This window comes from Magnetovibrio sp. PR-2, from assembly GCF_036689815.1.
Taxonomy (GTDB): domain Bacteria; phylum Pseudomonadota; class Alphaproteobacteria; order Rhodospirillales; family Magnetovibrionaceae; genus Magnetovibrio.
The window spans coordinates 1-12679 of the sequence record NZ_JBAHUR010000005.1 but is presented as its reverse complement, the minus strand read 5'-3'; the positions used below and the strand labels follow the sequence as shown (position 1 = coordinate 12679).

The 12679-nt window shown below is 56.9% G+C and carries 15 protein-coding genes; 11 read left to right on the top strand and 4 right to left on the bottom strand.

Annotation, left to right across the window (positions count from 1 at the left end):
* The first annotated feature begins 133 nt into the window (after positions 1–133).
* From rsgA to V5T82_RS06860, 4 genes are all read left to right on the top strand, one after another.
* Positions 134–1198 carry a ribosome small subunit-dependent GTPase A gene (rsgA, locus tag V5T82_RS06875; RefSeq protein WP_332894873.1) on the top strand — a complete coding sequence of 355 codons (1065 nt, stop codon included), beginning with the start codon at positions 134–136 and terminating at the stop codon, positions 1196–1198.
* 69 nt (positions 1199–1267) lie between these two features.
* Positions 1268–2530: an MFS transporter gene (locus V5T82_RS06870; protein ID WP_332894872.1), complete on the top strand. Its 1263-nt coding sequence runs from the start codon at positions 1268–1270 to the stop codon at positions 2528–2530.
* A gap of 65 nt (positions 2531–2595) precedes the next feature.
* On the top strand, positions 2596–3984 hold the full coding sequence (gene purB / locus V5T82_RS06865; protein ID WP_332894871.1) for an adenylosuccinate lyase: 1389 nt from the start codon (positions 2596–2598) through the stop codon (positions 3982–3984).
* 1 nt (position 3985) lies between these two features.
* Positions 3986–4369, top strand: a complete 384-nt coding sequence (locus tag V5T82_RS06860) for a NifB/NifX family molybdenum-iron cluster-binding protein (RefSeq protein WP_332895188.1) — start codon at positions 3986–3988, stop codon at positions 4367–4369.
* A 2-nt stretch (positions 4370–4371) separates the two neighbouring features.
* Here V5T82_RS06860 and V5T82_RS06855 read toward each other — a convergent pair whose 3' ends face one another.
* The 3 genes from V5T82_RS06855 to V5T82_RS06845 all read right to left on the bottom strand — a co-directional run bounded on the left by V5T82_RS06855 (position 4372) and on the right by V5T82_RS06845 (position 6569).
* Complete coding sequence (locus V5T82_RS06855; RefSeq protein WP_332894870.1) at positions 4372–5163, bottom strand: response regulator; 792 nt, start codon at positions 5161–5163, stop codon at positions 4372–4374.
* 70 nt (positions 5164–5233) lie between these two features.
* A complete protein-coding gene (locus V5T82_RS06850) occupies positions 5234–6085 on the bottom strand; it encodes an acyloxyacyl hydrolase (RefSeq protein ID WP_332894869.1) in 852 nt (283 codons plus the stop codon).
* A 133-nt stretch (positions 6086–6218) separates the two neighbouring features.
* A complete protein-coding gene (locus tag V5T82_RS06845; protein WP_332894868.1) occupies positions 6219–6569 on the bottom strand; it encodes a DUF1476 domain-containing protein in 351 nt (116 codons plus the stop codon).
* Positions 6570–6773: 204 nt separating this feature from the next.
* Between V5T82_RS06845 and V5T82_RS06840 the strand changes: the two genes are divergently transcribed.
* The 7 genes from V5T82_RS06840 to grxD all read left to right on the top strand — a co-directional run bounded on the left by V5T82_RS06840 (position 6774) and on the right by grxD (position 12308).
* Positions 6774–7541, top strand: a complete 768-nt coding sequence (locus V5T82_RS06840) for an NRDE family protein (protein WP_332894867.1) — start codon at positions 6774–6776, stop codon at positions 7539–7541.
* Positions 7542–7680: 139 nt separating this feature from the next.
* A complete protein-coding gene (gene purC, locus V5T82_RS06835) occupies positions 7681–8445 on the top strand; it encodes a phosphoribosylaminoimidazolesuccinocarboxamide synthase (protein ID WP_332894866.1) in 765 nt (254 codons plus the stop codon).
* A gap of 85 nt (positions 8446–8530) precedes the next feature.
* The gene (gene purS, locus V5T82_RS06830; RefSeq protein ID WP_332894865.1) at positions 8531–8773 is read left to right on the top strand and encodes a phosphoribosylformylglycinamidine synthase subunit PurS; all 243 of its coding nucleotides are present in this window, start codon (positions 8531–8533) and stop codon (positions 8771–8773) included.
* 5 nt (positions 8774–8778) lie between these two features.
* Positions 8779–9444, top strand: a complete 666-nt coding sequence (gene purQ / locus V5T82_RS06825; RefSeq protein WP_332894864.1) for a phosphoribosylformylglycinamidine synthase subunit PurQ — start codon at positions 8779–8781, stop codon at positions 9442–9444.
* Positions 9445–9456: 12 nt separating this feature from the next.
* Positions 9457–11661 (top strand): phosphoribosylformylglycinamidine synthase subunit PurL, encoded by a 2205-nt coding sequence (gene purL / locus V5T82_RS06820; protein WP_332894863.1) that lies wholly within the window; start codon positions 9457–9459, stop codon positions 11659–11661.
* Positions 11662–11690: 29 nt separating this feature from the next.
* Positions 11691–11930 (top strand): BolA family protein, encoded by a 240-nt coding sequence (locus tag V5T82_RS06815; RefSeq protein ID WP_332894862.1) that lies wholly within the window; start codon positions 11691–11693, stop codon positions 11928–11930.
* Between the two features lie 27 nt (positions 11931–11957).
* Complete coding sequence (gene grxD / locus V5T82_RS06810; protein ID WP_332894861.1) at positions 11958–12308, top strand: Grx4 family monothiol glutaredoxin; 351 nt, start codon at positions 11958–11960, stop codon at positions 12306–12308.
* Between the two features lie 115 nt (positions 12309–12423).
* On the opposite strand, the gene V5T82_RS06805 is transcribed toward grxD, so the two are convergent.
* The coding region (locus V5T82_RS06805; protein ID WP_332894860.1) for a hypothetical protein at positions 12424–12679 on the bottom strand (256 nt) is incomplete at its 5' end.

The following is a 12679-nucleotide window of genomic DNA, read 5'->3' as shown; positions in this document are numbered from 1 at the left end:
AGCGGGTTGGTTTGAAGGCTTAGGCTTTCGCTGAACCAGCCGCACATCGGATGCGGTCCTTTGGGACACGCCGATGCTCACTGATTATTTCCTGCGCGCCCACGCTTGGTGCGCAAAAGCTGGTGTATGAGCAATGACATTTCAAATAACCGATCTGGCCGAGTACGGCTGGAATTCCTATTTCACTTCCCAACTGGATGCCGAAGACTTCGATAACGCCGTGCCTGTACGCGTGATGGCCGTTCATCGCGGGGCCATTCATGTGGCGGGGCCGGGGGTTGAGACCTCCATCCCGCCTTACCGCAGTGACCCTAACGACAGCACAACCAGCGCCACCGTGGGCGATTGGTTGGTGGTGGACGCCCAAACCCACCGTCCGCAAAGACTGTTGGAGCGGGCCAGCCAGTTCAAACGCCGGGCGGCGGGCACCGGGCGGGACGTTCAACTGATTGCCGCCAACGTGGACACGCTTTTGATCGTCACCTCGTGCAATCAAGACTTCAACATTGCGCGGTTGGAACGCTATCTCGCCCTCGCCCTGGATGCCCAAGTCACACCCGTGGTCGTACTGACCAAAGCGGATTTGTGCGACCATCCCCAAGACTACGTCAATCAAGCCTATGGCTTGCAAGCGGTGCAGATGGTCGAAAGCCTCAATGCGCTGGACGGGTCCGAGGTTGAGCGTCTGTTGCCCTGGTGCAAGAGCGGTCAAACCGTGGCCCTGGTGGGCTCGTCCGGTGTGGGCAAGTCGACGCTGATCAATTCCTTGATCGGCAATCCCCAAATCGCCACCAGCGGCATTCGCGAAGACGACGCCAAGGGCCGTCACACCACCACGGGGCGCGCGCTTCACCGCATGCCGTCGGGTGGCTGGTTGATCGACACCCCAGGCATGCGCGAGCTGCAGCTGACCGACGTACAAGACGGCCTGAACGAGGTCTTTGCCGACATCGTTGAGCTGTCCCAATCGTGCCGCTATTCCACCTGCCAACACGACACGGAGCCGGGCTGCTCCGTTTTGGCTGCTGTCGAAGCCGGAGAGCTGGACCCGGATCGCCTCAAACGCTGGCGCAAGTTGGTGGCGGAAGAAAGCTACAACCGCGAAACCCTGGCCGAGCGACGGTCCCGCGACCGCGCGTTTGGCAAAATGGTGAAACGTGCCATGAAGGACAAACAACGGTTTTCGCAGAAGTCGTGAAGGGTTGGGGGAGGTTCATGAAAAACTCTACCATTGACCTCCCCCACTCCCATCCCCACTAATACCAAGATGACTGTAAGCACACCCGCCGCCCCAAGCCTCACCACCGCAATCGCCATCCGCGTCTTTGTGCCGTTTGCCTTGGGCTATTTCCTGTCTTACCTATATCGCGTCGTCAACGCCGTCATAGCACCTGATTTGGTGGCAGATTTGGGCCTGGGGGCGTCGGCGCTGGGATTGCTCACGGCAGCGTATTTCCTCACCTTTGCCGCGTTCCAACTGCCTTTGGGTGTATTGCTGGACCACTATGGGCCGCGCAAGATTGAGGCCGGGTTGTTGGTGTTCGCCGCCTTGGGTGCTGCGCTATTTGCCATGGCGGAAAGTGTCACGTCCTTGATCTTGGCGCGTGGGCTCATCGGTTTCGGTGTGTCGGCGTGTTTGATGGCAGCGTTCAAAGCTTATGTGCAGTGGTTCCCCAAAGAACGCCTGGCCTTAATCAACGGCTTTCAGATGACCGCAGGCGGGCTTGGTGCCTTGGCCGCGACCCAGCCGGTCGAAATGGCCTTGGGCTTCACCGATTGGCGCGGCGTGTTTTGGATTTTGGCCGGGCTCACGCTTATCGCCGCCTTCGCCATTCTTTTTGTGGTGCCGGAGCGCAAGATCGAACGTCATGCAGACGCCAAGCTGAAAGACGCCTGGGCGGGGGTGGTCGAGGTCTTCACCAGCCCGGTGTTTTGGCGGGCAGCCCCGCTGTGCATGTTTTCGCAAGCGGCGTTCCTGACCATCCAGGGATTGTGGTCTGGACCGTGGCTGAAGGATGTCGGCGGGTTGGCGCGCACAGACGTCGCCACCCACCTGTTTTGGATTGCCGCCGCCATGGTCGCGGGCTTTTTCACCTGGGGCATCGTCGCCGAGCGCCTGCACAAGATCAAAGGCGTGCCCACCATGACCACGGCTGCCATCGGCATGGCGGGCTTTTTGTGTATGCAGGTGGTCATCGCCTTAGAGCTCACGGTTGGAAATCCAACGCTGACCTTCTTGGCTTGGGTCGCGTTTGGCTTCTTGGCCACATCAGGTATTCTCCCCTACGCCGCCTTGTCCCAGGCCTTCCCCGCCAACTTGGCGGGACGCGTGAACACGGCCATCAATCTGCTGGTGTTCGTGCTGGCTTTCGCCGGGCAGTGGGCGGTGGGCGGCATCATCGATTTATGGCCGCAAACAGCAGCAGGCGGGTATGACCCGGCAGGCTTCCAGGCGGCCTTTGGGGCCATGATCGTTCTGCAAGCCTTTGCGATGATTTGGTATCTGGCGAAGTCGCGGGGCCGCATCTAAGCCCCCTTTCTTTTCGCGGGAATTTGGGTATAGTCCGGGCAACTTTTCAATACGGAGATTCCCGCATGATTCCGCGCTATTCCCGCCCCGAGATGACCAAAATCTGGGAGCCCGCCAACAAATTCCGCATCTGGTTCGAAATCGAAGCCCACGCCTGTGACGCGCTGGCCGAACTGGGTGTCATCCCGAAAGATGCCGCCAAGGCCGTTTGGGAAAAAGGCCAAAAGGAATACACCGACGCGCGCATCGCCCGCATCGACGAGATCGAAATGGAAACCAAGCACGACGTCATCGCGTTTTTGACCGAGCTTGCCGAACACGTCGGCGAAGAAAGCCGCTTTGTGCACCAAGGCATGACCAGCTCCGACGTGTTGGATACGTGCCTGTCCGTGCAAATGACCCAAGCCGCCGACATCTTGTTGGAAAACTTGGACGAGCTGTTGGACGCCTTAAAAATCCGCGCCATGGAAACCAAAGACATGGCCTGCATCGGGCGCAGCCACGGCATCCATGCCGAACCCACCACCATGGGCATCAAGTTCGCACGCTTCTATGCAGAATTTGCACGTGGCAAAGAACGCCTGTTGGCTGCCCGCAAAGACATCGCCACCTGCGCCATCAGTGGTGCCGTCGGCACGTTTGCCAACATTGACCCGCGCGTCGAAGAACACGTGGCGGAAAAAATGGGCCTGACGCCGGAGCCGGTTTCCACCCAAGTCATTCCACGCGATCGCCACGCGGCGTACTTCGCCACCTTGGGCGTGATCGCGTCGAGCATGGAAAACATCGCCACCGAAATCCGCCACCTGCAACGCACCGAAGTGCGTGAAGCGCAGGAATACTTTGCGCCGGGGCAAAAAGGCAGCTCCGCCATGCCGCACAAGCGCAACCCGATCTTGACGGAAAACCTGACGGGTATGGCGCGCATCGTGCGCATGTCGGTGACGCCCGCGTTGGAAAACGTCGCTTTGTGGCACGAACGTGATATCTCGCACTCCTCCGTCGAACGCATGATCGGCCCTGACGCCACGGTGACGTTGAACTTCGCCCTCAAGCGTTTGATCGGCACCGTGACTAAGCTGGTGGTCTATCCCGACAACATGATGAAACAACTCAACGAGTTCGGCGGCATCCACGATGCCCAGCGCGTGTTGTTGTTCTTGACCCAAAACGACGTGTCGCGCGAAGCCGCTTATAAAATCGTTCAGCGCAATGCCATGTTGGTGTGGAAAAGCTTTGGCATCGATCCGGACAATCCCGACAGCGAGCCGGAACTCAACGACGTTGAGAAGGGTGCCAAAGACCACGACAACCGCTTGTTCTACTTCTTGTCTCATGACGAGGATTTGAAAGCGGCGTTGAGCGTCGAAGACCTCAAAGGTCTGCTGGACGAAAGCTCCATCGACTACCACACCAAACGCGTGGACGACATTTTCAAGCGCGTGTTTGGCTAAGATGAAGATCGCCGTCGCCAGCAAAAACTTCGAAACCGTCACCGGTCACGCCGGGAAAAACCGGCGCTGGCTGGTGTTCGAGGTTCAAGACGGCGAGCTTCACCTGCCCCCCGCCCAGGTCGAGCTGGAAAAGCCCCAAGTCTTTCATCACTTCAAAGACGACGGGCCGCATCCACTGGACGGAATCGAAGGTCTGATCGCTGCCAGTTCCGGCGACAGCTTTTTGCGGCGCATGGAAAAGCGGGGGGTGAAAGCCATTATGACCCGCGAAAGCGATCCTGAGGTGGCGGTGCGCGCGTTGCTCAAAGAACAGCTCCCCCCGCCCAAACCGCGTCCGATCACGGGCCTGATTTGCAAAGCCCACGACGCGTTTTCAAAGCACTAAGCCTAAATCAAAAAGTGATTATCCAACGCCTTGAATAAATCGTCGCCAAACGACGCACCTTTGTGAATAACCGAGGTGTGCTTGGGCAAGTACTGCAGGTGTTCGTTGCTATCGTCCAGGCTGGTGATCAGCGCCATGGGGATGTTGCGGGTGGCCGGCATAGACGTGAGACCAATGGCCAGATCAATGCCGTCCAGTTCCGGCATCATGGCATTGATGATGACAAAGTCAGGCTTGGTGCGCACGACCTGGGCGAAGGCGTCTAAGACGGTCGAGACCGTATGCACACGGTAACCACACTGCTGCAACTCACGCTCCACATAGTGGGCCGCTGTGCTGTGGTGCATAACCAGCATGACCTCGATGTTACGCACTTCAATGTCGGATTCGGAAAAACCCACTTTGGCGGGCAAGTCCCGCACAACTTTCGAAGCGTCACTGTCTAGGGGCAATGTGCCTTCGCAAACGTCTTCTAAACGGTCGATAAAGACTTGCAGATCATCGGCAGCGCGGGGCGGCAGGGTTTTGACATTGACGATAAAGTCTTCCAAGCGTTGGGCGATGTTGCCCACCAGACGCAAGCCAACGTTTCCGGCCTGGACCTTGAGTTTCAGGGCTTTTTTGGAGATTTCGGCAAGCAGTTCGTCCGAACCCAACCGCTCGTGGCGGAAGTCGTCGAGCTGCACATCCAGGTCACGCACCAGCTCTTTGGCTTCTTCGATGGCCTCATCACGGAGTTCTTGGGCAATGCCCTCAACGCCGTGGGCGTATACGCCCGAGAAATCATCGCTCATGAAAAATCCCCGCCCATTTTCTTCATACAAACTCTAGGCGGGAAAAAAGACCTGCGTCAATAACGAAGGATCATTTCGGGGAATCAAATCGATAGCTGTAGCGCAGCCCTAAGCTGTCGATGCCTTGGTTCTTGCTGGCCAGCATAGACCCGTTGGACATGTGCTCCCACACCAAAGCGATGCCGTTGTGCTCATCCCAGCGCCAGCCAATATCCCCACCTAAGTGAAACAGCACGCGCGAACCAAACTCGATTTTGCCTTGCGGATTGCCATCGGTGAGCTCGCCATCGTGCACCGCCAAGCCAAAGAAGCCGTCTAGATAAATGCCGTTATCCCAAGCCGTGTCCCAGCCCAAGCTGGTATACGCGCTGTTGGTATCACCCGACGTGTTGATGGAGACGCCGACGCGAGGACGCGGAGAATAGGCCCACTCCAACCAATCGGGCGATGTAAAGATCACTTCCGGGTTCACGTTCACGCCACCTTCGTAGCGGTTTTCGAACGGATTGGGCATGTGGAATTCATGGCGGCTGGGAAAGCGCACATCGTGGCCCATCACGCCAAAGCGCAGTTCAGAGATATAGCCCCAAAGGGCATCACTGTTGCCATAAGCTGAGCGTTGGGCCGGATCAGCAGCAGCCACCCGGGTATTGGGATACGTTTGGTACGATTGCCCATAGTCCCACGGATCAGGCCGTGTGCGGGCCGCCGGAACGGGTTTCGTCTCTGTGCGCGTATAGCTCCGCGGCATCACCGATGCGGGTTTATTGAAATACGGGTCTTGCGCCTGAACCATGGACCAAAACACGTTGCTCGCCTGGGGCTGTGCACCTGCAGATTGCGCAGACGCAGCCTGCACAAAACCGCTCAAAAGCGCAGCTGCGATGCCCCCGCTCACAATCCTGGTCAAATTCAATTTCACGTTTGTGTCCAAACCATTAGAGCTCAAAACGGGGGAGACTTTAGTCAATAAAACCTTAACGCGCAAGCTTAAGACACCAAAAAGCCCGGCGAGCGGGGCCAGCCGGGCTTTGAAAATTTGGATATGGAAGCGCTTAGCTGTGATCTTCACCCAACGGTTCAAAGTCGTCTTTGACTTGTTCAACCGCGATACCCAAAAGACGTTCCATTTCGGTACGCAATTCGTCTTCGGAAACGGAGACGGACCGGCTTTCGAAGTCACCCATGACTTTGCGGACCACATCGTCGTCACCGGGCTCTTCCAGATCGGCAATCACGACGGTTTTGGCGTAAGCTTCGACTTCCGAACCACTCATCCCCATTTTTTCCGCAGCCCACTCGCCCAACAGTTTGTTGCGACGCGACACAGCTTTGAACTGCATCTCATCATCCATCTTTTGTTTGGCTTCGAAGCTCTTTTCGCGTTCAGAAAAGGTGTCAGACATGTGTTCGGTATTCCCTATTTTACAAGGCTCTAGGCGCGGGCGACCAGAAACGGGTGCGGACTCTTGTACAATCAGAGCCCTTATCGTCAAATGTAAGGCGCCGATTGCGTTTGGCAACCGGGCTGCAATTGCGGGGGCAATTTGCCATCTTGCAGTGCAAAACAAAAGGCTTTTTTGTGCAAAAAAGGTTATAAACTGTCGATTATGTGTACCGTTGTTATTTTACGCCGCCCTGAACACGACTGGCCGCTCCTGATTGGCGCTAACCGCGACGAAAGCGGGAGCCGCCCGTGGCTACCCCCTGCCCGCCATTGGCCGGAGCGCGAAGACGTCGTCGCGGGGCTTGACGAGCTGGCCGGAGGCACCTGGCTAGGGGTCAACGATTTTGGCCTGGTGGCCTGCGTTTTAAACCGCCCGGGCACCCTGGGACCCGCAGAAAACAAGCGTTCGCGCGGTGAATTGCCGCTGGAAGCCCTGGACCATGCCGAGGCCTCCGTCGCCGCTGAAGCGCTCGCGGATCTCGCCCCAGAAGCCTACCGGCCGTTCAACCTCATCGTCGCCGATGCGCGGGATGCCTATTGGGTTGGGCTGCGCGAAAATGAGGACAAAATCATCGTTCAGACCCTAGACCTGGGGCTGTCCATGATCACCGCCCACGACTTAAACGACCCGGCCAATTCTGCACGTCAGAAGCACCATTTCCCCCATTTCGCAACCGCACAAACACCGAATCCTGACGCGGGTGAATGGGGGGCATGGCAAAATCTGTTGGAAAGCCCTGAGCGCGCGCCCTCAGACGCACCCGAAAGTGCCATGTTTATTGAAACCGACTGGGGCTTTGGAACATCTTCAAGTTCCCTTTTGGCCGTTCCCAGTGCGGCCAAAAGGTCAGATAATCCAGAGACTTCCACCCTTTGGCGTTTTCGTGGCGGCAAACCCGGCGAAGTCGAATGGGTAAATGTCGAGATTTAGGAGCCAAAAGCACCTGAAGTCTGAGTCACTTAACATTGTTTTGCCCCCCCTCAAGTGCTATATCACCCCCTTCTTTTTTGCGCCAAAGGAGTTGGGGTCGATTCCCCCCCTCCCGCGCCACTTTTGGAAAGCAAGTCACATGGCCAAACGCAGGCAGCTCTACGAAGGCAAAGCAAAGGTGATCTTCGAAGGTCCCGAGCCCGGAACCGTTGTTCAATACTTCAAAGACGACGCCACCGCCTTCAACAATAAAAAACAAGGCACCATCACCGGGAAAGGCGTGCTCAACAACCGCATTTCAGAATACCTGATGGTCAAGCTTGGTGACATCGGCATTCCCACCCACTTTGTGCGCCGTTTGAACATGCGCGAACAGTTGGTCCGTGAAGTCGAAATCGTGCCCATCGAAGTTGTCGTGCGCAACATTGTCGCAGGCTCGCTGTCCAAACGCTTTGATATGCCCGAAGGCACGCCGTTGCCACGTTCAATCGTCGAGTACTATTACAAGTCCGACGAGCTGGACGATCCGATGATTTCCGAAGAACACATCACCGCGTTCGGTTGGGCCACGCCGCAGGACTTGGACGAGATCATGTCCATGTCCTTGCGCATCAACGATTTCCTGGTCGGCCTGTTTTTAGGCATCGGCATTCGCTTGGTGGACTTCAAGTTGGAGTTCGGCCGCGTCTATGAAGAAGAGCAGATGCGCTTGATTCTGGCCGATGAAATCAGCCCGGACAACTGCCGCCTGTGGGACGTGGAAACCAACGAAAAAATGGACAAAGACCGCTTCCGCCGCGATATGGGGAATGTAGAAGGCGCGTATCAAGAAGTCGCGCGCCGTCTGGGCATCTTGCCCGAATCCGGCCCCGGCGACGTTCCCGGTTCCGACACACTTCAATAATTCACGCAAGGCCGGGCCCCATTCAGATAGAGGGCCGGCCTCTCGCGTTTCAATCCACTTTTCGAGCATCTAAACGAGAGCACTCATGAAAGCCAAAGTTCACGTCACTTTGAAAAACGGCGTCTTGGACCCCCAAGGCAAAGCCATCGAGCACACCCTGGCCTCCTTGGGCTTTGCCGGCGTTAACGAAGCCCGCCAAGGCAAGTTCATCGAGTTGGAGCTGGCTGAAACCGACGAAGCCAAAGCCCGCGCCGCCGTTGAAGAGATGTGCAAAAAGCTGCTCGCCAACACCGTGATTGAAAATTACACCATCGATCTTGAGGGCTGAGCTCCATGAAAGCGTGCGTCATTGTCTTTCCCGCTTCCAACTGCGACCGCGATATGAAGGTTGCGCTGGAACAATCTTTGGGCTCCCCCGTCGATATGGTGTGGCACCGCGAAACCGATCTTTCCGGTTACGATCTGGTCACCATTCCGGGCGGCTTTTCTTACGGCGATTATTTGCGTTGTGGTGCCATGGCGGCGCGCAGCCCCATCATGGCCGAAGTGGTCAAGCATGCAGAGCGCGGCGGCAAAGTTCTGGGCGTGTGCAACGGCTTCCAAGTGCTGTGTGAAAGCGGCCTACTGCCGGGCGTCTTGATGCGCAACGCCAACCTCAAGTTCATTTGCAAAGACGTAGAGCTGAAGGTCGAACGTACCGACACGGTGTTCACCACCGAATACCAAACGGGTGACATCGTCACGTATCCCGTGGCCCACCACGACGGCAATTACTTCACCGACAACGAAACCCTGAAAGCCATTGAAGACAACGGCCAAGTGGCGTTCCGTTACGTCGACAACCCCAACGGTTCGCGCAACGACATCGCGGGCATCGTCAACGAAGCAGGCAACGTGCTGGGCATGATGCCCCACCCCGAACGCTTGGTTGATCCGCTGCACGGTGCCACCGACGGCAAACCCATGTTCGACGGCCTGATCAAAAGCTTTGCGGCGTAAGGGAGAAAAAGAATGAGCGAAATTACTCCCGAAATCGTTGCCGAACACGGCCTGTCCGAAGACGAGTACAAAATGGTGCTCGACATCATGGGGCGTGAGCCGAACTTGAACGAGTTGGGCATTTTCTCCGTCATGTGGTCGGAGCACTGCTCCTATAAGTCTTCGAAAAAATGGTTGAAAACCCTTCCCACTGAAGCACCCTGGGTCATTTGCGGCCCCGGCGAAAACGCAGGCATCATTGACGTGGGCGACGGCGATGCGCTGATCTTCAAAATGGAAAGCCACAACCACCCGAGCTATATCGAGCCCTACCAAGGCGCGGCCACGGGTGTCGGCGGCATCATGCGCGACGTGTTCACCATGGGGGCTCGTCCCATTGCGAACCTGAACGCGCTGCGCTTCGGCGTTCCCGAACACGAAAAAACCCGTCACTTGGTCCACGGTGTGGTCGAAGGCATCGGCGGGTACGGCAACTGCATGGGTGTGCCGACGGTCGCAGGCGAATGTGAATTTCACACGTCATATGATGGCAACATCTTGGTCAACGCCATGTGCGTCGGTCTCGCTGACGCCAACAACATTTTCTATTGCGCGGCTGCCGGTATCGGTAACCCTGTAGTCTATGTCGGATCCAAAACCGGACGCGACGGTATCCACGGGGCCACTATGGCGTCAACCGAGTTTACCGCCGACACCGAAGAAAAACGCCCCACCGTTCAAGTGGGCGATCCGTTCACCGAAAAACTGTTGCTGGAAGCCTGCTTGGAATTGATGGCCACCGACGCCATCGTCGCGATCCAGGATATGGGTGCGGCGGGTTTGACGTCCTCTTCGTTTGAAATGGCATCATCCGGTGGTGTCGGCATCGACATGAACTTGGACAACGTGCCCCAGCGCGAAGAAAACATGACACCTTACGAAATGATGCTCTCCGAATCTCAAGAGCGCATGCTGATGGTGTTGAAACCCGGCAAAGAAGAGATGGCGCAAGCGATCTTTGAAAAGTGGGAACTGGACTTCGCCATCATCGGCGAAATCACGGACACTGGCCGCATGCGCCTGTTCCACGGTGGCGGCATGGTCGCCGACCTGCCCATCGCGCCCTTGGCCCACGCCAGCCCCGAATACGACCGCCCGCACGTGCCGACGCCGAAACGCCCGGACATCGACCCGGCTTCGCTTAAAGCTCCCGCCGACATGATAGAAACCCTCAAATCGCTGGTGAGCTCGCCCAACGGCTGTTCCAAACGCTGGATTTGGGAACAGTACGACCACATGGTCATGGGCGACACAATGGGTCTGGGCCGTCCAGGTGGCGACGCCGCCATGGTGCGCATCCACGGAAGCACAAAAGGTGTGGCGATGACCTCCGACGTAACGCCCCGCTACGTTCTGGCCGACCCGATCGAAGGCGGCAAGCAAGCGGTCGCGGAAACGTATCGCAACGTCACCGCCACGGGTGCTTTGCCCCGCGCCATCACCGACAATATGAACTTCGGCAACCCTGAACGCCCGGAAATTATGGGGCAATTTGTCGGCGCCGTTCAAGGTATTGGTGAAGCCTGCACGGCATTGGATTATCCGGTGATTTCGGGCAACGTGTCGCTGTACAACGAAACCAACGGCCAAGGCATCTTGCCGACCCCGACCATCGGTGGCGTGGGCATCATCGCCGACGTCAACCAAGCCGTCGGCATGGGCTTTGTGGCTGAAGGCGACGCGATCGTGCTCATCGGCGAAACCAAGGGCCACATGGGCTGCACCCAATACTTGGCCGAGATCGAAGGCCGCGAAGAAGGTTCTGCGCCGCCTGTGGATCTCGCCTTGGAACGCAAAACCGGCGATTTTGTCCGTGGTCAGATCCTGGACGCAAACATCACCGCATGCCACGATTTAAGCGATGGCGGACTGGCCGTCGGCTTGGCTGAAATGGCGATGAAGTCGGGCCTGGGCGCGGATATCGCGGATAGCAGCGGTGATCTGCCCCTGCACGCCTGGCTGTTCGGTGAAGATCAAGCGCGTTATGTCACCACCACCAAAGACGCGACCACGCTGGTCGCAGCGGCTGAAGCAGCCGGGTTGGTTGCGACAAAACTTGGAATGGTTCAAAATAGTGACTTGACCATTGAGAACGCTGGGCGCATATCTGTTGCACACCTATCAGATGCACACGAAGGTTGGATGCCGGACTACATGGCGCATCCGGACTTCGAATAGGGTGAAAACGTAGAGTAGGAGAACGCATTATGGCCATGGAAGCCGCCGTGATCGAAAAACTGATCAAAGAAGGCCTGCCGGACGCCGAAGTCCATATCGAGGACTTGCGCGGAGACGGCGATCATTATGCCGCACGTGTCATTTCCAAAGCCTTTGTCGGCAAATCCCGGGTGCAGCAGCACCAAATGGTTTATGCCGCCCTTAAGGGCTCCATGGACAGCGACTTGCACGCCCTGGGCCTGCAGACCTCCGTCCCCGAAGACGCCTAATATCCCCGAAGTTAAAGGTTTTACCCCATGAGCAAAGAAGCAACATTCAAACGTATCGAAGACGAGATCAAGGGCACGGACGTGGTCTTGTTCATGAAAGGCAACCCGATGTTCCCGCAGTGCGGATTTTCCGCCGCTGTCGTCGGCGTGCTGTCTCACATGCAAGTAAAATTCAAAGGCATCGACGTGTTGCAAGACCCGCAAATCCGCGAAGGCATCAAAGAGTTTTCGCAATGGCCGACCATCCCGCAGCTTTACGTCAAAGGCGAGTTTGTTGGTGGTTGCGACATCGTCAAAGAAATGTACGAAGCCGGTGAGCTGCAAAAGACCCTCACCGACAACGACATAGCATTTGAGGATGCGCCTGCTGCGTCATAAGCGACCAGCCCAAACACATAAAAAAGCCGCTCCGATTTGGGGCGGCTTTTTTTATGGTATTACGTGATACCTCATAACTACTCAGCTCATGCCATTGGGCGGTTGCAGAACAACCTCACGAACATCCGTTTATTTCTACATCGTAGACGTTGATGGTCGATGAAGCGACGATTCTTGCGGTGATAAACTTGCTTCTTTCTGACGGCAAAACATTAGCCGCGAGAACGCGCATGGACTCCGCTTCCTGAACAAACTCAGGAGACGCTTCGCCAGAACCAACAGCCTCAAAATAACGCGGTATATTCCATTCGAATTGGATCTTAGCGTCTTCGGCATCCGCTTGGATCGGCATACGAGATTTTTGATAACGG